This is a genomic window from Streptomyces sp. SD31 (genome assembly GCF_052068475.1).
Lineage (GTDB): Bacteria > Actinomycetota > Actinomycetes > Streptomycetales > Streptomycetaceae > Streptomyces.
The window spans coordinates 191005-212872 of the sequence record NZ_JBQHCX010000011.1 but is presented as its reverse complement, the minus strand read 5'-3'; the positions used below and the strand labels follow the sequence as shown (position 1 = coordinate 212872).

Genomic DNA, 21868 nt, shown 5'->3' with positions numbered 1-21868 from the left:
AGCGGCAACCGGGCCGCCCGCCCACCGAAGGAGTCGACCGACCCATGAACCGAGTGCACAAGAACTTCTCCCGCCGTGCCCGCGTCGCCACCGGCGGCGCCGTGCTCGCCGTCGTCGCCCTGGCGGGCTTCGGCGCGGTGTCCGCGAACGCCTCGGCGCCCGCCACGACGTCCGCCGCCGCCACGTCGGCCGTCGCCCCGGACCGGGCCACCACCACCTCCACCCACCTGACGATCGACGCCGCCGGCAAGGCCGCGCAGGCCGCGCTCGACGCCGCCGAGAAGGAGAACCAGCGCGTCACGGTCGCCGTCGTCGACCGCAACGGCAACACGATCGTCACCCTGCGCGGCGACGGCGCCGGCCCGCAGTCCTACGAGTCCGCCGAGCGCAAGGCGTTCACCTCGGTCGCATGGAACGCCCCCACCTCCCAGCTGGCCGAGCGCCTGGAACAGGCCCCGAACCTCAAGGACATCCCGGGCACCCTGTTCCTGGCGGGCGGCGTCCCCGTCACCGCCGACAAGGCGCCGATCGCCGGCATCGGCGTCGCGGGTGCCCCGTCCGGGGCGCTGGACGAGAAGTTCGCGCAGGCGGGGGCGGATGCGATCGCTCGCTAGTCGCCCGGGTCAAGGGCTGGTGCGTTCGGCTCGGCCATGACGGGCGGGCCATGCTCCCCGAACGCGGCCCGCCACCGGTGCTTCGGAGCCGGAGCATGGTTGACGAGTCCCCCATGCCGCCTGCCGACAAGGCGGACGGCCGCGTGCGATGAGCGAGGACGGCGTGCCCGGGTCAGCCGGTGCCGAGGGCCATGAGGAGGCGGGCGCAACGGGCCGTCATCTCGGACGTGTTCTGGTCCGGGTGCTCGAACCACCAGCGCATCACGGCTGTGACGGTGTGCTGCCACACGTGGTTGAGCAGGTCGTGGTCGAGCGGGTCGTCGTGTCCGGCACCGGCCAGCAGCTGCGCGGCACCGGCGGCGCCCATGGCGGCGAGGCGTTCACGGTAGCGGTTCACGGCGTCGCGCATCTCGCCGGCCGGCGGCAGAGCCGGGTCGTAGAGGACGGACCAGGCGTACCGGCAGTGCTCGACGGCGGTGAAGATCGCAGTGAGCGTGTCGACGGCGTGACCGGTCGATCCGCTGCGCGACCGGGCGGCGGCCACCGAGTCCACCAGGAGGGCGCCGACATGGTGGACGCAGGCGAGGTACAGGCCGTCCTTGGAGTCGAAGTAGCTGTAGATCAGCGGCTTGGAGATCCCCGCGCGCCGCGCGACGGCGGCGACGGACACGCCTGCGTAGCCGTGTCTGCCGAACTCCTCCACGGCCACGTCGATGATCTGTCGCTCCCGATCGACGCGGGAGACGCCTTTGGTTCCGGCCTTCCCCATGAGGCTCATCCTAGCCAACCATATGACCGAGCGGTAATTTACCCATTGGTCAATTCATCGGACGGGCGACAGAGAGCGGGCGACATGACGCGGTCGTGGTGGGGATGGGGCAACGTCGAGGACGCGGTGGTCGGCGCGGAGCTAGACGCCTTGCTCGGCCGGGTGCGGGCCGTGATGCCGGGGGAGCTGACGGCCCACGACCCGCCCGGCATCGCCGCCCTCGATCTGCCCGGACCGCGGACGACTCCCCCGGCCTCCCTCGCCGACCTGTGCTCCGCCGATCCCGCCGACCGGGCCGCGCACGCGCACGGCAAGGCGTTCCGGGACGTGGTGCGCAATCTGCACGGGGACCTGCGCCAGGTACCGGACCTCGTCGCCCGCCCCCGTGACGAGCGCGACGTGACCGACCTGCTCGACTGGTGCACACGCGAGGGCATCGCGGTGGTCCCGTTCGGCGGCGGCAGTTCCGTGGTCGGCGGTGTCGAGGCGCGGTGCGCCGACCACCCCGCCGTCGTCACCATCGACCTCGAGCGTCTGAGCAGGGTTCTGGAGATCGACACCACGAGTCGTGCCGCGCGAATCCAGGCGGGTGTGTTCGGCCCGCAGTTGGAGGACCAACTGCGGCCGCACGGCCTGACCTTGCGCCACTTTCCGCAGTCCTTCGAGTTCTCCACGCTGGGTGGCTGGCTCGCCACCCGGGCGGGCGGGCACTACGCGACGCTGTACACGCACATCGACGACCTGCTCGAATCGATGCGTGTGGTGACGCCCGTCGGGATCAGCGAGTCGCGGCGGCTGCCGGGCTCGGGCGCCGGACCGTCGCCGGACCGGCTCTTCCTGGGCAGTGAGGGAACGCTGGGGATCATCACGGAGGCATGGATGCGGCTGCAGGAGCGCCCGCGTTGGCGCGCCGGTACCTCCGTGCGGTTCAGCGACTACGCATCGGCGGTGGCGGCCATCCGTGCCGTCGCGCAGAGCGGGCTGAACCCGGCGAACTGCCGTCTGTTCGACGCGACCGAGGCACTGATCAACGCGGGCGTGAGCGTCGGCGGCGGCCTCCTCGTCCTCGCCTTCGAGTCGGCGGACCACCCGGTGCGCGCCGGCCTGGAGCGAGCGGTGGAACTGTGCCGGGACCACGGCGGCGAACCGTACGCCGACGCCGCGGGAGAGTCCGGCGGCGACACCCGAGGCGAGTCCGCCGCCGAGACATGGCGCTCGTCGTTCCTGCGGATGCCGTACCAGCGGGACGCGCTGGCTCGCCACTCGGTGATCGCCGAGACCTTCGAGACGGCCTGTACCTGGGACAGGTTCGGCGCACTGCATCAGGCGGTCACCGACGCGGCACGGCGGGCCGTCGAAGAGGTCGCCGGAACGGGGGTGGTCGCGTGCCGGTTCACCCACGTCTACCCGGACGGCCCGGCGCCTTACTTCAGCGTGTACGCGCCCGGCCGCTGGGGCAGCATCGTCAGCCAGTGGGACCACATCAAGGCCGCGGTGTCCGAGGCAATCGCGCAGAGCGGCGGCACGATCACTCATCACCATGCGGTCGGCCGCGATCACCGGCCCTGGTACGACCGCCAGCGACCCGGCCCCTTCGCCGCCGCGCTCACCGCCGCCAAGGCCGCTCTCGACCCGGCCGGCGTCCTCAATCCCGGTGTGCTGCTGCCTGCGCGGTGAGCACGGGCTGTGAGCACGGGCTGTGAGCACGGGTCGGTCGCGCACCGCCGTGGCGCCTCGGGGAGGCGCACCGGGGAGGCGCACCGGGCTGTCGACTCACCGCTGGAATCCCGTCGCCGGCGCCATGCCGGTGTCGTCCAGCGGCCCAGGGCGCCTCCAGTGCGCCGCCGCCGATCCCGATCTCTGAACACCTACGGCACGAGCCGCCCGCCCTGGGAAACCGGCGGGCGACTTGGTCGTTCACGGCCATGGGGCACGAGCTTTCGGCCGCCTGGGCCGACTGATGTCGATCCCCACCGCATACCTGGTGTGACAAGGGGAAACTCGGACTGCGGACCGTTGATGACGCGCGGAGGGAGTACGCAATGAGTCAGGACAGGACGAACTCCTCGGATCTTCCTCAGCCGCTGCGGATCCTTGGCTCCGGGCTCCGCCGCTTGCCCGGCGCGGGGCAGGTGAGCAAGGTCGCCGACGGTGCCCTGGATCGGATTGGTGCGGTCTCGCCGCGCGGACGGCGGATCGCGGTCTACACCGGAGCCGGGGTGCTCGGCGTGGCCGGCGTGGTGGAATGGCCCCTGGCTCTCACCGGCGCGGCCGTCGCCTGGCTGACCCAGCCGCGCCCCCGCCAGGACGCACGAGGGGAGACGGCCCCGGACGACCTGGCGCAGGACAGCGGGCAGCGGCCAACTCCGGTCGGCGCCGGCGACGCCCTGTCGGAATCCCAGGGTCCCGGTGGCAGGCTGGCCCCCTCCCACTTCCAGCACGAGCGCCCTGAAAACGGCAGGCACGATCAACCCGCCAAGGTCGGTGACCCTGCCACGACGTCGGCGCTCAAGAAGGTCGCGGAGGCCTCCTCGCACCACACCGACACGTAGGTCCCGCGCGTTGGCGCCAAGAACCGCAACAGGTGGCTGGCGCGGCCCGACCGCGCACCCGTCCCGCCGTACGCGCCCGCGCCCGACGCCCCCTGCCGAAGGCTCGCCCGGCTGGGCGCCGACCGCCGCGCCCAGCGTCCTCGGGGTCGCTTGAAAAGCCGGCCATGGTGCCTGGGCAAGTGGCGGCCTTACTCAGGCCCCCGGTTCCTCCGGTGTCGCCGGCGGCTCGGCAGGAGCCGTTGTCGGCGGGCGGAAGAGGACGGCTCGGGCTACGGGCGGGGCGAACAGGGCGGTGACGGGTGCGGAGAGGGTCAGTACGGAGCGGAAGGCGCGTCCTACGACGGGGTCGCCCGGGGCGCGGTCCTGGACGCGCTGCAGGTACCAGTCGGCAGCACGGTCCGCGGGTCCGCCGGCCACCGCGTTGCCGGCCGCCCCCGGCATCTTGCGGTCCGCCCCGGCGGAGATGTCCCACGCCTGCCGGGATGCCGCGAGGAGTGCCCGCTGCACGCGCCGCGTCGTGGGGGTCCGGCGTGGATCGGCCAGTGCGTCGCGCAGAGCGACCGCGCTCATCGCGGCGATGGCCATGCCCTGTCCGTAGATCGGGTTGAAGGTGCACAGGGCGTCGCCGGTGGCGACGAATCCGGCCGGGCCGTTGCCGGGCACGTCGTAGCGGCGGCGGATATTGGCGGTGCGTCGGTAGCCGAAGGCCGGCGAGAGCGGTTCGGCCTCGTCCAGCCACCGGTGCAGCAGCGGATGCGGCAGCCTCTTGGTGTACGTCACGAACTCGTCGTCGTCCGTGGGCGGTTCGTCACCGCGCAGCCCCGAGACGATGACCAGATGGCTGCCGTCCTCCAGCGGCAACGCACCGCCGGCGTGGACCTGATCGGGGCTGGGATAGACGTAGTAGCCGACGGTGTGGCCGTCGAGGACGCCGCTCCTGCCGCGGTAGACGCGCGAGGCGTACGCGAGCCCCGTGTCGATGGTCTCCTCGAGCGGGGCCTCGGCCCCGATCGCCGTGAGCCACTGCGGGGCCTTCGTGCCGCTGCCGGAGGCGTCGACGACCAGGTCCGCCTCCAGGGCCCGCTGGTCCCCGCGGGCGTCGCCGGAGCGGTCCCGCAGCAGCACGCCCCGCACGCGCGAGGCGTCGCCGAGGAGCCCTACGACATCGGTCCCGTCCACCGCGCTGATCACCGGGTTGGCCAGAACCCGCCGCCGTACCAGCTCCTCGAGCTGTGCGCGGGAACCGGTGTAGATGTGCGTCGTCGCGGGCAGCCGGCGGTACCAGCGGCTGTTCTGCCACAGCACCATGTCCGACGGCATGCCCACCCGCGGCGCCCCCGCCGCCCGTAACTCCGCCAGGAAGCCCGGCAGCAGTGACTCCAGGGCCACCTGCCCGCCCTCCAGCAGAACATGTGGATGTCGGCCCTGCGGTACGCCGGGGCGCGGTTTCGTCCCCTCCGGGAACCGGTCGCGCTCCACGACGGTCACCCGGTCGGCGTGCCCCGCCAGGACGTGCGCCGCGAGCATCCCCGCGAGACTCCCGCCCACCACGACCGCGTGCCGCCCACCCCAGCCATCGCCCACGCCCCAACCGCCCTTTCCCTCGGCAGAGTTCACCCAGCCACTCCCCTGATCACCACGACGCGAGAAGGCACCAGTATCCCGCTCCGCAGGACGGGTTGACCGCGTTCAAGCCCTTTTGCGCCTCCCTGAACACTCCCGCCCGCCCCGGGCCGCGAAGCGGCTGTTCATCGTCGCCGTCCGTGTCGTACTTCCGTGGCCGGCGGCACAGCCGGGTGTGTGGCGGTCGTGCCGGGGCATTCGGACTGCCGGGAGGTCTACATGGACATGAGTGCGTTGGCATGGACGGGACGGTTCCGGGCCCGGCGGGTGGCGCGGGGTTCGGTGACCGAGGGGGCGGCGCGGGCGGGGCTCGCCGCCCGCGGTGTGATCTATCTGCTCGTCGGTGCGCTGGCGCTGCAGATCGCCTTCGGCGACACGAACGAGCAGGCCGACCGCGGAGGGGCCTTGGCGGAGCTGTCGCAGAAGCCGTTCGGCGCGGTACTGCTGTGGGCGCTGGGCATCGGGCTCGTCGGTATGGCCTTGTGGCGGTTGTCCGAGGCACTCTTCGGCTCCGTCGGGCAGGACGGTCGCAGCGCGCGCAAGCGGCTGCTGGCCACCGTTCGTTTCGCGTTCTACGTCTTCGTCGCCTATTCCGTGCTGTCGGTCGCGGCGAGCCGGAACCACAGCGGCGGCGGATCGAGCGACCAGCAGTCCCGCGATGCCACCGCCCGGGCACTGGAGATACCCGCCGGTCAGTGGCTGGTGGGCGCGGCCGGTGTCGCCATCGTCGTGGCCGGCGGCTGGATCGGCGGACGGGCGGTTCTGCGCAAGTACCGCGACAAGCTCAGGCTCGGGCAGATGAGCCACCGGACGCGGCAACTCGTGGACGTCACCGGCGTGGCCGGCGGCGCCGCCCGTGGGCTGGTGTTCGCCCTGGCCGGCGTCTTCGCCGTCCGTGCGGCCATCGACTACGAACCCGACCAGGCCAAAGGGCTGGACGACACCCTGCGCAGCTTCGCCGAGACCCCGCTCGGCCCCTGGCTGCTGGTCTGCGTCGCGGCCGGGCTGGTGCTGTTCGGTGTGTTCTCCTTCGCCATGGCCCGCTGGCGACGGGTCTGAACGGCGTCCTGCGGGGAACACGAAGCGGATGAGTGAATCCGAGATTCCGCATGGCGACGGCCGGCCCGTGGACGTGTACCTGGACCTCCTGCGTATCCGGATGGACACGGACGACTACCGCCTTCTGCTGCGCGTGGTGGAACCAGCCCTCCAGGCGATCGAGGAGGAGCGCCTCTCCAGTCTCGACCTCGCGCTCGACACGCGGGGCGACGAGCTGCCGCAAGAGGTCCGTGACGAGGCCGCGCTCGTCATCGCCACCGCCGTCACCGGCCGCCTGGACAATGAAGTGATCGAGATCGATGTCGACGAGACCGGCCCGGTCAGGATCGTCACGGACGCGACCACCGCTTCCGATCCCGTCCGCCTCGGCGAGATCGCCGCATACATCAGGGAACGGCACAGGCAGACGGAAGAGCTGCGGGGCATCGCCGAGGTGAGCGGGCTGCCCACGGACTTCTGAACGGCAGCCCGGACCACCCCGCCCTCCCTCGCCTGCGTCCGCCTCGCGGGCGTGGGCCGGATCAGCGGCTGCGGGTGAAGACCTTGTCCTGGGTGGAGCCGGTGGAGCAGAGCTTCTTCTCGGCTGCGGTCATCTTGCGGGACTTGACCACGACCGCGCTGTGCTTGCCGTCCGTGCCGTTCGGGGCGGGGCCGGTGATCACATCGGGTACGAACCAGTAGTAGTGGCCCCACTTGGGGTCGTCGTAGTGGGTCTGCCAAGTGCCTGATATCTGCTGCATCACCTGGGCGCGGGAGATCCAGCCCACTTCTCCCGGCCGCACGGTCACGGTGAAGGAACTCGTCTCCGTGTGCGAGCTCTGCCAGGTGTAGTTGTACGTCGCGGTCACGCTGGCCGTGATGATGCCCTCGATGCCTGCCCCGACGGTGACCGAACCTCCCACCGAGTGGGAGGAGCCCACGGTGTCCGCCCACGACATCGACTGGGAGGCCGGCGAGGCGGTGCAGTTGTAGAGCAGTTCGGAGACCTGGCGGGGCTTACCGACGTAAGCTTCGCCGATTTCCGGGGAGTTGAAGCTGCACTTGCCTTCTCCGGAAGCACAGTCGGCCATGATCTGCTCCGCGGTGGGCTGCTGCTCCTCCGCCCCAGCGGGGACGGCCGCCGCGATCACCCCGAGCGTGGTCGCCGTCAACGCCAGCGTGCGAGCGCCGTGGCGCAGAGTGCGGTTCATCGTCATCTTTGTTGCCTCTTACCGTACGTGGGGGGGTTGGTGCCCATGAGGCTCACGTAATCGACGACTCAGCTACACCAAGAACTGGCAAAGTTGTACTTGATTCCAGAACTGATGAACAGTCAACTTCGTTGGTGGCGACGTGTGTTGAGCTCGAGGTGGCCCGTCGGCGCGTCTCCGCACTGCTTCAGTGACCGATTTGGGACGATGGCCGGATGGACGGCGATCCGGCTTTCGGCGGGAGCGAGCCGACGGATGCGCTCGAGGTGGCACCGACGGCCCGGACGGCGGTGGCGTGGCTGCCGCCACGGGAGTTGTGGCCGGCCATTCAGGACATCCGCTGGGAGCACGATCCGCAGGTACGGCGCTGGCCGCCGCATGTGAATCTGCTGTTCGGCTTCGTGCCGGAGGAGGAGTTCGACCGGGCCGTGCCGCTGCTCTCCACCGTCGCGGCGCAGAGCACGCCGTTCACGGCGCGCCTGGCCGGTGTGCGGTACTTCCGGCACCGGCACTACGCGACGGTCTGGCTCGATCCGGCCGCGGCGGATACGGCGCCATGGGCCCGCCTCCACCGTCAGCTGCGGCTGCGGTTCCCGCTCTGCCAGGGGCGCGGCGGCCGCTTCACCCCGCACCTGTCCCTCGGCCGCACCCAGGACCCGAAGACCCTGGCGACCGAGTGCGCCGTCCGGCTCGGGACGCTGTCGGCGTCGGTCGAGGAGGTGGTCCTGCTTTCCCGCCGGGGCCAGGAGCCCATGCTGCCCCGGGCCGTGATCACCCTGGGCACGGGCGAGGTCCGCGACCCTGGCACGTACTGAGTGCGTGGCACGACGGCGACCGGAGGCCGCACCGCCGCATCCTCCCGCCACTCGGCAGCGGCAACCGGCCGCGGAGTCGTATCAGCCGATCGTGGGTTTGGCGGTACTTCGGTCCGGGACGGTCGTTGGGTGGGTCGTGATCGACAACGACTTCCCCGTGATGACCAGCGGTGGGCGGACAAGCCGCCGCCGGTTCGCCCTGGCGCTCGCTCCCCTGCTCGTGGGTGCGTCCGTCCTGTTGGCCGGGAGCGCGGCAGGGGCCGTGTCCGTGGCGTTCGCGGGGGAGGTTCCGGTCACCGTGCATGCCGCGCGGGTGTCCGCGTCGGGTGTGTCGGCCTCGCCGGCCGCCGCCGGCCGCAGCGGGTTGTTGCCTGCGCTGGCGACGCGCGTGGAGCAGGCCACGGTGGAGGATGCCTGCGTCACCTCCACCGCCCACCTTCCGGTCGTCGGAGCGGTCACGGCCGTCGTACGCATCGAGCAGGCCTCCGCCACTGGCCTGACCGTTGAGGCGGGCAAGGCCACGGCCCGGTCGGTGAAGCTCTCCGGCGCGAAGTTCAGCACGCCGCGGCTGTCCCTGCAGGAGCCCACGGGCCTGTTCACCGTCGGCGCGCGGAAGGTCAGTGGCAGCACGGTGACGACGCAGCCGCATGCCTTCACCGCCGGGACGATCACGTCCCGGGGTGTCTCCATCGAGGTGCGCCGAGGTGCGGGCGGCTGCGCACCGGGGGCGGCCCGATGAGTACGGCGGCACGGCCTGACCGGCGGTTCGGCCGGCAAGGATGGCGGCGGAGCCGCCCGTTCACGGCGGGGCTGCTGTTGGGCCTCGGCGGGCTGGAGTTGATCTGCGTCTCCTGGGTGGGGCTGGGCTTCCTGCGGTTCACCGGCACCGCCGGCGCCGCCTCATGGGCCCTCGGCGCCCTGTTCGTCGTCGCCGGTGTGACGACGTGGCACAACCCGGCCCTGCGCTACTTCTCCGGCGTCCTGGCCGCGGTGCTGTCCCTGGTCAGCCTGGTCGCCGCCAACCTCGGCGGCCTGCTGTTGGGCTTCCTGCTCACCGCCGTCGGCAGTGCGCTGGCCCTGGCCTGGGTCCCCCAGCCGGCGGCTACGTCCGCGGAAGCGGAGGCGTGAGGTGAGGTCTCCGGCTGTGCCCACCGCCCGGGTCTACCAGCGCAGCGGCATCCACGACGCGGCCCTGCGCCGCGGCTACGAGGCGTGCCGCCGTGCCACCCGAGCGACGGGCGAGATCGAGTACGCCGTCTCGCTGCTGCTGCCGCCGCCTTTGCGGACCGCCACCTGGGCCCTGTACGGCGCCGTACGGGCCGTGGACGACCTGGCCGATTCAGCCGATTCAGCCGACAGCACCGAAATCCCTGGCAGCCGGAGCGGAACCGGCGGCGACGGGACGGATCCGGGGCGGGCCGGGCGGCTGGAGGCGTGGATCTCGGCGTTCGACGCGGACCTGCGCGACGGCCGCAGCAGCGACCCGGTACGGCAGGCGCTGATCCACACCATGCTGACCTGGAACCTGCCGCCGGGATTCCTGCACACGGTGTTCGAGGAGCTGCGCCAGGACGTCCACGGGCGGCAGTTCACCACGTGGCAGGAGTGGCGGCGCTACAGCAGCCTGGTCAACACCCCGTTCTGGCTGCGCGCGGGCTCACTGCTGCTGCGGGTCGCGGGCCTGCCCGCCGAGCCGGAGGCGCTCGCCGCGGGCGTGCCCGAGGCGGCCGTGGCGTGGCAGACCGCCGTGGACGGTCTCTACCTCACCGACGCCCTTGTCGACCTCTCCGAGGACCTGGGCCGCGGCCATGTGCCGCTGCCGCAGGAAGCCCTGGACGAGGTCGGCGTGTGCCGGGCGGACCTGTTGGCCCGGCGCGCCACCCCGGCGTTCGAGGAACTGGTGCGCCGCCTGGCCGACCGGGCCCGCGCATGGCTGGACCGCACCCCGCTGCCGCCGGTGCTGCACCCGGCGGTCGGCGTCGCGCTCGGCGCCTACACCGACCTGTACCGGCTGCGCCTGAAGGCCGCGGCCGACGCCCCCGCCGCGCTGCTGCACCGCCGCCCGGCCTTGCCACGGGGCGCCCGCATGCGCCTGTTGCTGCCTGCCCGGGCGAAGGCCGCGCTGGCCTGGGGCCTGTTCCCTTTCCCCATCCGGACCTGCTCGCCGGGCCCCTTCCCCTCCTGCCCGCAGGGCCCGGCACCGGCAGACGCGCCCGAAGCGGCCGGCTGGACCGAGGAGATGCGGTCGGTCGCCGCCCAGCGGCGTCCGACGGTCCCTCCGACCCCGCACCCGTCCGGCGCCCGCCCGCCTCAGCTGCCCGCCGAGGCCATGCCCCGCCACCTCGCGATCGTGATGGACGGCAACGGCCGCTGGGCTGTCGCCCGCGGGCTGCCGCGCAGTGACGGTCACCGGGCGGGCGCCGACGCACTCATCGACGTCGTCCACGGTGCCCTGGAGATCGGCCTGAAGCACCTGACCGTGTACGCGTTCTCCACCGAGAACTGGAAGCGCCCTGCCGACGAACTGCACGCGCTGATGTACGAGATCCCCGAGTGCCTGCGTCGCCTGACGGACGACGACACGACACTGGACGTCCGCGTGCGCTGGGCCGGAGTACGCTCCCGCCTGCCGGCCGACGTCGTCGAGACCCTCGCCGAGGCCGAGCGGGCCACCCGCCACCACACCGGGCTGACTCTGACCCTGTGCGTGAACTACGGCGGCCGCTCCGAGATCACGGCGGCCGCGGCCAAGCTCGCCCAGGAATCGGTCGCCCGCAGGGTCGATCCCGGCTCCGTCTCCGAGCATGTCTTCGCCCGATACCTGCACGTCCCCGAACTGCCCGACGTGGACCTGTTGCTGCGCACCGGCGGCGACCAGCGGACTTCCAACTTCCTTCCCTGGCAGGCCACTTACGCCGAACTGCTGTTCCTGGACACCCCCTGGCCCGAGGTGGACCGCCGCGATCTGTGGGACGCGATCGAACAGTACGCCCGCCGCAGTCGCCGCTACGGCTCACTCCCCCGCGTCCCCGCCCAGCTCTCCACCACCGGACTCTCGAAGCCGTGACGGAACATGGGCTTTGTCACGTGAGTATCTAGACCTCCGCGGTTCGCTGGTTCACGGTGGTCCCTCCTGTCCGGCCTTGTCGGGCCCTTCCCGGCACTGCCCGGCACTATCCGGCTCCATCCGCCTGGAGGGATCCCGCAGTGAGACGAAGGCGATTTGTCGCAGGGGCGATCGGCGCATTATCGGGGATCGCGCTCGGCCCGGCTCCGGTCCGGGCCGACGAGCCGACGCCCCGTACGCAAGGCTGGCAGGCCGTGCCGGCGCCCGGCAGCACTCCGGCCGCGCAGCTGCGTCGTATCGCCGCAGCCGGATCCCAACTGGCCTGGGCGGTGGGCGAGGAGGGCCGGGCCGGGGCGTCGCAGGGACGGGGGCTGGCCATGCTGTGGAACGGCGGTGCCTGGACCAAGACCGACCTGTCGCACCTGGGCCACACACGGTTGACCGACGTCGCCGGTGTCTGCTCCACCGCGGCCTGGAGTGTGGGCCAGCCCGCCGGGAGTGACAGCCCGCTGCTGCGCTGGGACGGAACCTCCTGGCGGGAAGCCACGTTTCCGGGGAGGGGCGAGCCGGACGTTCGGTTGAACGCGGTGGCGGTCGGCCACGACCGGCGGGTGTGGATCTGCGGCAGCCGAGGCGGCGCCGCCCGTCTGCTGCACTGGGACGGGCAGCGATGGCAATGGCTGGACCCGCTGCCCGTCGCGAGCGCGAGTCTGTACCGGGTCGTACTGCGCTCGCCGGGCGAGGTCTGGGTGAGCGGCGACCAGTCGAACGGCGGAGGATGGTCCGGGCTCGTGGCCCGCTGGGACGGAGCGTGGACGGTCCTGCCCGCGATCGCGGGCCTGCGTCTGGGGATCGCCGATCTCCACTCGGCCGGTGCCGACGATGTCTGGGCGGTGGGCACCGAGGCCGGCGTCGGCGGGCCGCCCGGCCGGCCCGGCAACCCCGCCCTGAGCCACTGGGACGGCACGGCCTGGACGCGGGTGGAAGCGGGCTTCACCGTCGGGTCGTTGAGTGGAATCGCCGGTGATGCGCAGGGGCGCGCCGCGTGGATATCGGGCTGGAACTACCAGGACCAGAGCCGCAGTACGTACCTCCGCCGGGACGGTGACACCTGGACCGTCGTCCGAGGCCCGGCCGGCGCGGCGCCGGCGCCGTATCTCAACGACGTGACGTCGATTCCCGGTACCGCGGGGTTCTGGTCGGCAGGCATGACGAGTCCCACACCGGCCCCGCCGACCGAGGCGTACACAGAACGCATCGAAGCCTGACGCGCCTCCTATACGGAGCCACATGCGCGCCACCACGAAGCCGACCTGACGAGCAGCACACCGCCCGGCGCGCAGGGGCGGCTGCGGCTCGCGACCGGCGAGGCCGGCGTGGCCGACGTACGGCCGCCGCGTCCGGCGGTGCCGTGCTCGGTGACCGTCTGCTGCGCGCGGCCGGACTGACCCCGGCGACGGACATCCACGTGCGCCACCTGCCGATGCCGTCGGCGGCGCGTGCGATGCGGGACGGCGCCGTCGACGCCCTGCTGGTCGCGGGCGGCGTCCCGCTGCCGGTGCCGTCCGGCCTCGATGTCAGGCCCGGGCCCGGCTGCGACGGGCCGGCATTTTGGTGGTGCACGGCAAGAATGTCCTGCTTCGATGCCGCCCGCACCGCGGAGGGTGGGCGGGTGTTCCGCATCAAGGACCTCCCCCAGGAGCAGCCGCGCCGGCCGGCCGGCTGCTGGCCTCGCATGCGTCCTGCGCCGCTACTCTCAGGAGAACAACATCACGCTCCGTGAGGTCGCGCGCATGCTCTGCGAGCGCGGCACGCTGTCGTGATCGCGCAGGGCGGCTCCCCCGGCTCGTGGTCTGAACCAGAGGAGCCTGGCCGGACCAGCCCCCAAGGGGATCGCCGCTGAGCCCGGCCTGACCGCCAAGTCCCCAGCTCCGCGCATTTCACTCGGACCGGCTCCGGGTGCGTCGAGGCCGTCACCGTGCGTGTGCGTCGAATCACCGTCATGGGCCCGTCCCCGCAGCCATTCGGTCCAGCCGAGACGCGGTCGGGCAGCGCCGCGCGCCGCCGATTCGATCTCTGCCCGTCTGTTGTGGAGAATCATGGCCATGAGCGAGAACGTGTTTTTCAAGGTTTCGGCCGGTGGCGAGGACCTCGGCCGCATCGTCTTCCGACTGTTCGACGACGTGGTGCCCAAGACCGCGCGCAACTTCCGTGAGCTGGCGACGGGCCAGCACGGGTTCGGCTACAAGGGTTCGCCCTTCCACCGGGTCATCCCGGAGTTCATGCTGCAGGGCGGTGACTTCACCAACGGCAACGGCACCGGCGGCAAGAGCATCTACGGTGAGAAGTTCGCGGACGAGAACTTCCAGCTCAAGCACGACAGGCCGTTCCTGCTGAGCATGGCCAACGCGGGCCCGGGCACCAACGGCTCGCAGTTCTTCATCACCACCGTGGTGACGCCGTGGCTGGACGGCAAGCACGTCGTCTTCGGCGAGGTCGTCGAGGGCGAGGACGTCGTCAAGGCGATCGAGGGCCTGGGCAGCCGCTCGGGCGCGACTGCCAAGAAGATCGTCATCGACGACTGCGGCATCGTCGCCTGACGTCCTTGTGCAGGGGGGCGGGTCCTGACGGACCTGCCCCGTCGCCGCCGCGGTCAGTGTGATTCGCGGCTCACCTCCGAGCCGCTGGACCCTACGAGAAAGTCCAGATCGGCGCCGGTGTCGGCCTGCAGGACGTGGTCGATGTAGAGGCGTTCCCAGCCGCGCCGGGGATCGGCGAAGCCGGCGACGGCGGCCTTGCCGGGGTTTCTGCGAGCGAGTTCGTCGGTGGGTACGTCGACGTCGATACGGCGGGCCTCGACGTCCAGGGTGATGAAGTCCCCCGTGCGCACCCGTACGAGGGGGCCGCCCGCCGCGGCTTCGGGGGCGACGTGCAGGACGACCGTGCCGTACGCCGTGCCGCTCATCCGGCCGTCGCAGACGCGGACCATGTCGCGGACGCCCTGTTCGAGAAGCTTCTTCGGCAAAGGCATGTTGGAGACCTCGGGCATGCCCGGGTAGCCCTTGGGGCCGCAGCCGCGCAGTACGAGGACCGAGTCGGCGTCGACGTCCAGGTCCGGGTCGTCGATCCGGGCGTGGAAGTCCTCGATGGAGTCGAAGACGACGGCCCGGCCGCGGTGGCGCAGCAGGTGCGGGGAGGCTGCGGCCGGTTTGATGAGCGCGCCGTCGGGTGCGAGGTTGCCGCGCAGGACGGCGATGCCGCCCTCGGCGACGAGCGGTTCGGCGCGGGTGCGGATGACCTCGGTGTCCCAGACCGGGGCGTCGTCGAGTGCGTCGACCAAGGGTTTACCGGTGACGGTGAGGGCGTCGGGGTCCAGCAGGTCGCGGACCTCGCGCAGGACGGCGAGCAGGCCTCCGGCGCGGTGGAAATCCTCCATGAGGAAGCGTCCGGCCGGCTGGAGGTCCACGAGGACCGGCACGCGTGAGCCGATGTGGTCGAAGTCGTCGAGGGTCAGGTCGACGCCCAGGCGGCCCGCGATGGCCAGGAGGTGGACAACGGCGTTGGTGGAGCCGCCGATGGCGGCGAGCGCGACGATCGCGTTGTGGAAGGACGCCTTGGTGAGGAAGGATGCCGGCCGGCGGTCGGCGCCGATCATGTCCACCGCCAGTCGGCCGGTGTGGTGCGCGGCCTGAAGCAGCCGGCTGTCGGGGGCGGGGGTTCCGGCCACGCCGGGCACGACCGTGCCCAGGGCCTCGGCGACCAGGGCCATCGTGGAGGCGGTGCCCATGGTGTTGCAGTGGCCGCGGCTGCGGATCATCGCGGACTCGGAGCGGGTGAACTGCTCCTGCGAGAGCGTCCCGGCCCGCACCTCTTCCGAGAGCCGCCATACGTCGGTGCCGCAGCCCAGCGGTGTACCTCGGAAGGTGCCGGTGAGCATCGGGCCGCCGGGGACGACGACGGCGGGCAGGTCCACCGACGCGGCGGCCATGAGCAGCGCCGGGATCGTCTTGTCGCAGCCGCCCAGCAGGACGACGCCGTCGATGGGGTTGGCCCGCAGCATCTCCTCCGCGGCCATCGCGGCCATGTTGCGCCAGAGCATGGCGGTGGGCCGTACGTTCGTCTCGCCGAGCGACACCACGGGCAGGTCCAGTGGGATGCCGCCCGCCTCGTGCACGCCGTCGCGCACCGAGGACGCGACCTCGTCGAGATGGGCGTTGCACGGGGTCAGGTCCGAGGCCGTGTTGGCGATGGCGATCTGCGGTCGGCCGGTGAAGGCGTCGCCGGGCAGGCCCCTGCGCATCCACGCCCGGTGGATGTAGGCGTTGCGGTCCTGTCCCTCGTACCACTGTGCGCTGCGCAGCCTCACCATGGGACCCCTCTTCCGGCAGTCGGTACGGAGGCCTACAGTCTGGAACGCCATGGAGCATACGCAGACGTACGACGGATCGACAGCCCGCGTCGAGCCGCACTCCTGACGTGCCCCGCCCCTCACCACCTCGCTCTGGAGCCGCCGTCTCATGCGTGCGTTCGTGCTGACCGCGCCCGGCGCGTACGAGGTCCAGGACCTCCCGGCACCGGTGGCGGCACCCGGTGAAGTCGTCGTCGACGTCGAGCGGGTCGGTGTGTGCGGCACCGACATGGAGTTCTTCACCGGCGCCATGGCCTACCTCCACCAAGGACACTCCACCTACCCGATACGGCCGGGTCACGAGTGGGCCGGGCGCGTGGCGGCGGTCGGCGGGGGCGTCGACGCGGGCTGGGTCGGGCGCCGCGTCATGGGCGACACGATGCTCGGCTGCGGCAGTTGCCGCCGCTGTCTGCGGGGGCGTCAGCATGTGTGCGAGAAGCGCCAGGAGGTCGGTATACGCGGAGCGCAGCCCGGCGCCCTGGCAGAGCAACTCGCCGTACCGGCATCCTCGTTGCACGCCCTTCCCGACTCGGTCGACGCCGTACTCGGCGCGCTCGTGGAGCCGGGCGGCAATGCGCTGCGCGCGGCGCGGGCGGCGGACCTGCGCGCCGGGGACCGTGCTCTCGTGCTGGGGCCCGGGACCATCGGACTGCTGGTCGCGATGTTCCTGCGGGCGTCGGGTGCCGAAGTCCACCTGCTGGACCGTGCCGGCAGCTCGCCCGCGTTCGCCCACGCGTTGGGCTTCGAGCACGTGTGGGACGCGCACTCCCTTCCGGACCTGCCCTTCGACGCGGTCGTCGACGCCTCGAACGCCGCCCATCTGCCGGGGAGAGCACTGGAATTGGTCGAACCGGCCGGCCGCGTCGTGTACATCGGGCTGGCCGGCGAGCCGAGCGGGATCGACACCCGCGCGCTCGTGCTGAAGGACGTGACCGCGGTGGGCATCCTGTCCGCGTCTCCCGGCCTGGAGGCCACCATCCGGGCGTACGCGTCCGGAGCGGTCGACCCCCGGCCCCTCGTCGCCGCCACGGTGGGCCTCGACGAGGTCGGCGCGGTACTCGCGGGTGAACGGCCGCAGGGCGCCGGGCCCGGCCCGAAGATCCACGTGGACCCCCGGTCGAGTCAGGACTCCAGTGCCCGCCGCCGGCTCCCGTGACTGTGGACGTGGCACAGCAACAGGCATACGTCGTCGTCGTGTTCGGAGTCGTGCAGCAGGGGGTGCAGGAGTCGGTCGGCCGACGCCTCCAGGTCCTGCTCGAGTTCGGTCCGGCTGAACCCGCCCAGTTCCTCGGCGAGGCGCTCGATACCGGGGTCGATCCCGCGGGAGCGGCGTTCCACCAGGCCGTCGGTGTACAGGGCCAGCGTGGATCCGGGCGGAAGCGGCACCGTGTGGTCGTGGATCTGCTGTTTCAGTGGGATGCCCAGCATGGCACCGGGTTTGGCGTCCAGGGTGTGCACCCGGCCGTCGGGGGTGCGCAGCACCGGTGGCGGATGGCCGGCGGCGGCCCAGGTGAGCGTGGGGTCGTCCGGGTGGAAGCGGGCGATGACCGCGGTGGCGTACAGGTCGAGGCGCAGGCGGTGCAGGAACGCGTGCAGCCGGGTCAGGAGTTGGCCGGGGCTGCTGCCGTCGACGGCGTAGGCGCGCAGGGCGGTGCGTAGCTGGCTCATCATCACGGCGGCGTGCAGGCCGTGCCCGGTGACGTCGCCGATGACGGTGATCAGGCTGCCGTCGGGCTGGCGGAAGGCGTCGTACCAGTCCCCGCCGATGTTCAGGCCCCGGGTGGCCGGGAGGTAGCGTGCGGCCAGGCTCAGTCCGGGTGTCGTGGGCAGTTCGGTGAGCAGGGCGCGTTGCAGGGTCTCGGCGATGTCCCGGTTGTGCTCGAAGCGCCGGGCGTTCTCCAGGGCGATGCTGGCCCGTCGGGTGAGCTCGATCAGCATGACGGCGTCGTCCGCGTCCCAGCGCTCGTCGGGCGGCGACAGGGTGAGGACGCCCTGCGAGGCCCGGCGGGTGAGCAGCGGGATGCACAGGAGGGGTCTGCCGGGGTCGAGGGCCGAGGGGGGCTGGTCGTCGACGCCGGGCAGATTGCCGGGGTGGTCGGCGGCGTACTGCGGGCGGCCGCGGCGGGCCGCGAGGACGGCGGCGGCCGGATGGGGGCCGCCGCGCAGCGCGTCGTCGACGTCGTCGAACAGCCAGACGTCGACGGTGCGCGCGTATCGCGGCACCAGCAGGGCGGGCAGCAGCCGCACGATGGCCTCGTGGTTGAGGGAGGCCGTCAGGGCGGCGCTGGCATCGGCCAGGAAGGTCAGTCGGCCGCGGGCGTTCTCCGCCTCCTTGCGGGCCTTCTGCTCGGCGTCGAAGAGCTCGCGCTGGGCCCGGCCGGCGGCGTCCAGCTCGGCGTGGAGCGCCAGTACGCCCTGGTTGGTCTGGTGGAGTTCCTCGCGGTGGAAGGCGACCAGTCCTTCCTGCTCGTCGAGCCGCTCCAGCAGCACAGCCGCGTCCTCGTCGGCGCCGAACAGGGCCTCTGCCAGCGTCGCCGGGTCGTCGGCGGCATGTTCGGCACCGGAGACGTCGGCGTCCGCGGCGCAGGGGACGCAAGCGCGCCACGGAGGCTGCCGGTCGTCCGGGCGGCGCTTGGCCGCGGCCACCTCGACGCTGAAGTCTCCCCCGCCCGGTGACACGGTCGCTGCCACGTCGACCCGCCACTCGCCTCCCTTGGTGAGGCACTGCCGTAGCTGTGCGGTGAGGGCGGCCACCAGACGGGTGCGCTCGACGGTGGTCACTCCGCACGCGGCGGCCAGCCGCGCCGTGGCGATGCGGGCCTGCGCGGCGTCGGTGATGGTGCTCACGTGCCAGGTGCGGGTCATGAGGAGGCGTCCGAGGGGCAGGGGCTCAGCACGACGACGGCGGTGTCGTCGCGTACCGGCCGGGCGGGACTGCCGGCGTCCCGCACGATCGATGCGGCGATCACGGCAGGGTCGACGGGCGACCGGTCATGAGCGGCCGGGCCGGGGCTCCAGCGGCTCGGCAGGCCGTCGCTGTGCAGGACCAGGAGGCAGTCGTCCGTCCAGGTCAGCTGTTGTTGCGGCAGGTGCGTGGGGAGGTGGGCGCCGACTATGCCGGGGTGCGAGACCAGCCCCTGCCAGCTGTCGCCGCGGCGCAGCCGGGCCCCTACGTTGCCCACTCCGGCGAAGTACAACCGTCCGGCTGCGACGTCGAGTTGGGCCACGGCCACGGCCGCTCCCCTGGTGTCGCGCAGGGCACCGTGGAGCCGCCGTAGCAGGTCCGGCGGTGGCAGGTGCGGTGCGCACCGCACCGTCTCCAAGGCGGCGGTGGAGGCACGCGCCGCCAGCGGGCCGTGGCCGAGGCCGTCGGCCAGCATCAGCGTCACGCGGTCGGCCGTCCGGACGCACGCCCAGGCGTCACCGGAGAACTCCGCGCCCGCGAGGGGGATGTTGATTCCGCCGGCGCGCACCGGGAGCGGGGCGGGGCGCGGGCCGATGGTGTCGCGGTTCGGGCGCGGAGCGATCCTGGCCAGGGCGACCGTGCCCCGCCCGGGTGTGCTGTGCAGGCCGAAGTCGTCGGCCGTGCGCAGGCAGGTGCCTAGGCCGGCGCCGAGGGAGGCGGTGGTCGAGTAGCCGTCACGCAGCGCCGCGGCGGTGTCGCGCATGCCGGGCCCGTGGTCGACGGCCATGATCTGCACCCTCGCGTTGCTCTCGTCGCCGTAGGCCGGAACGGGTGGGACCACGAGTTCGAGAAGCATGCGTCCGCCGCCGGCGTGCTTGAGCAGATTGGTGGCGAGTTCGGTGGCCACGAGTTCGGCGGCGGCGGTCCGGTCCTCGGCGAGCCCGGCACGGCGGGCGGCGGCCCCGGCCGCCACGCGGGCGTCGCGTACGCGGCTCGAGTCGTGCACCGGCACCTCCCAGACGCGCGGCATCAGCGCGCCTCGCGCGGCCGGGGCGGCCCGGCGATCCAGGACGTCACCGTCACTGTGGTGCCGGCGCCGCGGCGGCTGTCGACGGAGAACTCGTGGACCAGGCGCCGCGCGCCGCCCAGGCCCATCCCCAACCCCTCGCCGGAGGTGTAGCCGTCGGACAGGGCCTGGTCCAGGTCCGCGATGCCGGGGCCCTGGTCGCTGAAGACGAGTCGCAGGCCCTGTGTCCCGCCGCGGGTCACCGGGCTGCACTCCATCTGGCCTCCGCCGCCGTGGACGAGGGCGTTGCGTGCCAGCTCGCTGGCCGCGGTGACGAGTTTGGTCTGCTCGACCAGACCGAACCCGAGGTGGGCGGTCATCTGCCGCACATGCTGCCGCACCCGTACCAGATCGAGGTCCGAGTGGATCGGCAGGCAGGCGGAGACGCTGCCGGGGCTGTGGGTCACGGGCGCTCCCGGCGTGGGCGCCCGGCGCGCGGCAGGGCCGACACCTCGGAACCGAGCAGGTGCAGGGCGTCCTCGGTGCTGAGGGCCGTGCGCAGTCCCGGCAGGGTCAGGCCGAGTTCCACCAGGGTGATGGCCACCGCCGGGCGCATCCCCGCCACCACGGTCTGGGCGGCCAGCAGCCGGGTCATGGCCGCGACGTCACTGAGCACGCGGCCCATGAAGGAGTCGACGATCTCGACGCCGGAGAGGTCGATGACCACACCGGTGACCGCGCTGTCGGAGGCGGTCTCGCCGATGTCCTGCCGGAGTTGTTCCGCCGTGCTGTCGTACAGGTCGCCCTGGAGGGTGACGAGGAGGACCCCGCCGAGCCTGAGTACGGGCACGTGTCCTTCGTACGGGAAGGTGGACGCGCCGGTCACCTGGTGGACTCCGCGTCCGAGTCGGGGTTCGGGACGATGTGTGCGCCCTGCTGGCGCAGGGCGTAGGCCAGGGCGTCCGCGAGGCTGGCGCGGGTGAGTACCGAGCTCAGGTCGATGCCGAGGTGGACGATGGTCTGCGCGATGGCCGGCCTGATCCCGGACACTATGCACTCCGCTCCCATCAGCCGCGCTGCCGCCACGGTCTTCATCAGGTGCTGTGCCACCAGGGAGTCGACGGTGGGCACTCCGGTGATGTCGAGGATCGCGAAGCGGGCGTGCTGTTCGACGACGGCGTCCAGGAGCGTCTCCATCACCACCTGACTGCGGGCGCTGTCGAGCGTGCCGATCAGCGGTACGGCGACGATGCCTTCCCACAGTTTGATCACCGGCGTGGCGATTTCGAGGAGTTCGAGCCGTTGGCGGTTGATGAGGTCCTCCCCAGCGTTCATCGTCGCCTCCAGCATGACCAGGCGCAGGGTGCCCATCAGCACGGTCAGCGCCGTCGTGCACTTGCGCAGGTGCTCGGCGGGCGCGTCGGAGAGCTCCTCGATCAAAAGCTCGGTGACAGCCGGGCGCAACGCGTCCATCTCCGCCGAGATCTGCCCGATGCCGGCGCCGGCGCGGGCCCGGGCCTGTGCCGTACGCACCAACTGCTCGCGGACGACCGCGAATCCGTCCGCCTCCGCATCCTCGACGCGTCCCGAGGCGGCCACCGCGGCCAGCGCCTCCACGACGGTCCGGCCGGCTTCCACCGCCTCGTCCCGGGAGACGGTGAATACGGTGCGCAGCAGCGCCGCGTCGGCCCAGCGCTGGGCGATCTGCTCCCGGCGCTCCCTCAGGAAGGCCCCGACCTCCTCCGTGGGGTTGGTCTGATCGTCTGCCGCTCGCTGCTCCGGCACGTGCTTTCCTCCTCATACGGTGTGCGCCGCCCCGATCCTGTGGGGAGCGCCGGACGATACGGTCGAGGCGCCTGC

Annotated in this window: 22 protein-coding genes; 13 read left to right on the top strand and 9 right to left on the bottom strand. The window is 72.3% G+C overall.

Going from position 1 to position 21868, the window contains the following annotated elements; all coding sequences use genetic code 11:
- Positions 1-44 precede the first annotated feature (44 nt).
- Entirely contained in the window at positions 45-614 is a 570-nt protein-coding gene (locus ACTMVF_RS24605; RefSeq protein WP_441273268.1) for a GlcG/HbpS family heme-binding protein, read from the top strand.
- Between the two features lie 172 nt (positions 615-786).
- Here ACTMVF_RS24605 and ACTMVF_RS24600 read toward each other — a convergent pair whose 3' ends face one another.
- On the bottom strand, positions 787-1383 hold the full coding sequence (locus ACTMVF_RS24600) for a TetR/AcrR family transcriptional regulator (protein WP_441273267.1): 597 nt from the start codon (positions 1381-1383) through the stop codon (positions 787-789).
- Between the two features lie 84 nt (positions 1384-1467).
- On the opposite strand from ACTMVF_RS24600, the gene ACTMVF_RS24595 reads away from it, so the two are divergent.
- Both ACTMVF_RS24595 and ACTMVF_RS24590 read left to right on the top strand, forming a co-directional pair.
- A complete protein-coding gene (locus ACTMVF_RS24595) occupies positions 1468-3060 on the top strand; it encodes an FAD-binding oxidoreductase (protein ID WP_441273266.1) in 1593 nt (530 codons plus the stop codon).
- A 365-nt stretch (positions 3061-3425) separates the two neighbouring features.
- A complete protein-coding gene (locus ACTMVF_RS24590; RefSeq protein WP_441273265.1) occupies positions 3426-3935 on the top strand; it encodes a hypothetical protein in 510 nt (169 codons plus the stop codon).
- A 192-nt stretch (positions 3936-4127) separates the two neighbouring features.
- Here the strand turns inward: ACTMVF_RS24590 and ACTMVF_RS24585 are convergent, their stop codons facing one another.
- Complete coding sequence (locus ACTMVF_RS24585) at positions 4128-5483, bottom strand: NAD(P)/FAD-dependent oxidoreductase (protein WP_441273360.1); 1356 nt, start codon at positions 5481-5483, stop codon at positions 4128-4130.
- Between the two features lie 294 nt (positions 5484-5777).
- Here ACTMVF_RS24585 and ACTMVF_RS24580 point away from each other — a divergent pair, with 294 nt between their 5' ends.
- Together ACTMVF_RS24580 and ACTMVF_RS24575 are read left to right on the top strand one after the other, a co-directional pair.
- Positions 5778-6617, top strand: coding sequence for a DUF1206 domain-containing protein (locus ACTMVF_RS24580; protein ID WP_441273264.1), 840 nt, complete (start codon positions 5778-5780; stop codon positions 6615-6617).
- Between the two features lie 28 nt (positions 6618-6645).
- Positions 6646-7077 carry a hypothetical protein gene (locus ACTMVF_RS24575; protein ID WP_441273263.1) on the top strand — a complete coding sequence of 144 codons (432 nt, stop codon included), beginning with the start codon at positions 6646-6648 and terminating at the stop codon, positions 7075-7077.
- 61 nt (positions 7078-7138) lie between these two features.
- On the opposite strand, the gene ACTMVF_RS24570 is transcribed toward ACTMVF_RS24575, so the two are convergent.
- Positions 7139-7807: a hypothetical protein gene (locus tag ACTMVF_RS24570; RefSeq protein WP_441273262.1), complete on the bottom strand. Its 669-nt coding sequence runs from the start codon at positions 7805-7807 to the stop codon at positions 7139-7141.
- 215 nt (positions 7808-8022) lie between these two features.
- Between ACTMVF_RS24570 and ACTMVF_RS24565 the strand changes: the two genes are divergently transcribed.
- From ACTMVF_RS24565 to ACTMVF_RS24535, 7 genes are all read left to right on the top strand, one after another.
- The gene (locus tag ACTMVF_RS24565) at positions 8023-8622 is read left to right on the top strand and encodes a 2'-5' RNA ligase family protein (protein WP_441273261.1); all 600 of its coding nucleotides are present in this window, start codon (positions 8023-8025) and stop codon (positions 8620-8622) included.
- A gap of 136 nt (positions 8623-8758) precedes the next feature.
- A complete protein-coding gene (locus ACTMVF_RS24560; protein WP_441273260.1) occupies positions 8759-9361 on the top strand; it encodes a DUF6230 family protein in 603 nt (200 codons plus the stop codon).
- Positions 9358-9750: a DUF6114 domain-containing protein gene (locus ACTMVF_RS24555; protein WP_441273259.1), complete on the top strand. Its 393-nt coding sequence runs from the start codon at positions 9358-9360 to the stop codon at positions 9748-9750. Before ACTMVF_RS24560 ends, ACTMVF_RS24555 begins: the two co-directional genes overlap by 4 nt.
- Before the next feature lie 16 nt (positions 9751-9766).
- Entirely contained in the window at positions 9767-11689 is a 1923-nt protein-coding gene (gene uppS, locus ACTMVF_RS24550) for a polyprenyl diphosphate synthase (RefSeq protein ID WP_441273258.1), read from the top strand.
- A gap of 140 nt (positions 11690-11829) precedes the next feature.
- Positions 11830-12957 (top strand): hypothetical protein, encoded by a 1128-nt coding sequence (locus tag ACTMVF_RS24545; RefSeq protein ID WP_441273257.1) that lies wholly within the window; start codon positions 11830-11832, stop codon positions 12955-12957.
- Positions 12958-13100: 143 nt separating this feature from the next.
- Positions 13101-13472, top strand: a complete 372-nt coding sequence (locus ACTMVF_RS24540) for a hypothetical protein (RefSeq protein ID WP_441273256.1) — start codon at positions 13101-13103, stop codon at positions 13470-13472.
- A 322-nt stretch (positions 13473-13794) separates the two neighbouring features.
- Entirely contained in the window at positions 13795-14289 is a 495-nt protein-coding gene (locus ACTMVF_RS24535) for a peptidylprolyl isomerase (protein ID WP_441273255.1), read from the top strand.
- Positions 14290-14342: 53 nt separating this feature from the next.
- Here ACTMVF_RS24535 and ACTMVF_RS24530 read toward each other — a convergent pair whose 3' ends face one another.
- Entirely contained in the window at positions 14343-16058 is a 1716-nt protein-coding gene (locus ACTMVF_RS24530) for an IlvD/Edd family dehydratase (RefSeq protein ID WP_441273254.1), read from the bottom strand.
- A gap of 148 nt (positions 16059-16206) precedes the next feature.
- On the opposite strand from ACTMVF_RS24530, the gene ACTMVF_RS24525 reads away from it, so the two are divergent.
- The gene (locus ACTMVF_RS24525; RefSeq protein WP_441273253.1) at positions 16207-17253 is read left to right on the top strand and encodes a zinc-dependent alcohol dehydrogenase; all 1047 of its coding nucleotides are present in this window, start codon (positions 16207-16209) and stop codon (positions 17251-17253) included.
- Here ACTMVF_RS24525 and ACTMVF_RS24520 read toward each other — a convergent pair.
- Genes ACTMVF_RS24520 through ACTMVF_RS24500 form a run of 5 tightly spaced genes read right to left on the bottom strand, consistent with a single transcriptional unit; the run spans position 17220 to position 21793 of the window.
- Entirely contained in the window at positions 17220-18962 is a 1743-nt protein-coding gene (locus ACTMVF_RS24520; RefSeq protein ID WP_441273252.1) for a PP2C family protein-serine/threonine phosphatase, read from the bottom strand. The two genes, ACTMVF_RS24525 and ACTMVF_RS24520, sit on opposite strands and share 34 nt — an antisense overlap.
- Positions 18959-20032: an ATP-binding SpoIIE family protein phosphatase gene (locus ACTMVF_RS24515; protein WP_441273251.1), complete on the bottom strand. Its 1074-nt coding sequence runs from the start codon at positions 20030-20032 to the stop codon at positions 18959-18961. Before ACTMVF_RS24515 ends, ACTMVF_RS24520 begins: the two co-directional genes overlap by 4 nt.
- Positions 20032-20475, bottom strand: a complete 444-nt coding sequence (locus tag ACTMVF_RS24510) for an anti-sigma regulatory factor (protein ID WP_403343038.1) — start codon at positions 20473-20475, stop codon at positions 20032-20034. The genes ACTMVF_RS24515 and ACTMVF_RS24510 overlap by 1 nt, the downstream gene beginning before the upstream one ends.
- Positions 20472-20894 carry an STAS domain-containing protein gene (locus ACTMVF_RS24505; RefSeq protein ID WP_441273250.1) on the bottom strand — a complete coding sequence of 141 codons (423 nt, stop codon included), beginning with the start codon at positions 20892-20894 and terminating at the stop codon, positions 20472-20474. The genes ACTMVF_RS24510 and ACTMVF_RS24505 overlap by 4 nt, the downstream gene beginning before the upstream one ends.
- Positions 20891-21793, bottom strand: a complete 903-nt coding sequence (locus tag ACTMVF_RS24500) for an STAS domain-containing protein (RefSeq protein ID WP_441273249.1) — start codon at positions 21791-21793, stop codon at positions 20891-20893. The genes ACTMVF_RS24505 and ACTMVF_RS24500 overlap by 4 nt, the downstream gene beginning before the upstream one ends.
- Between the last annotated feature and the right edge of the window lie 75 nt (positions 21794-21868).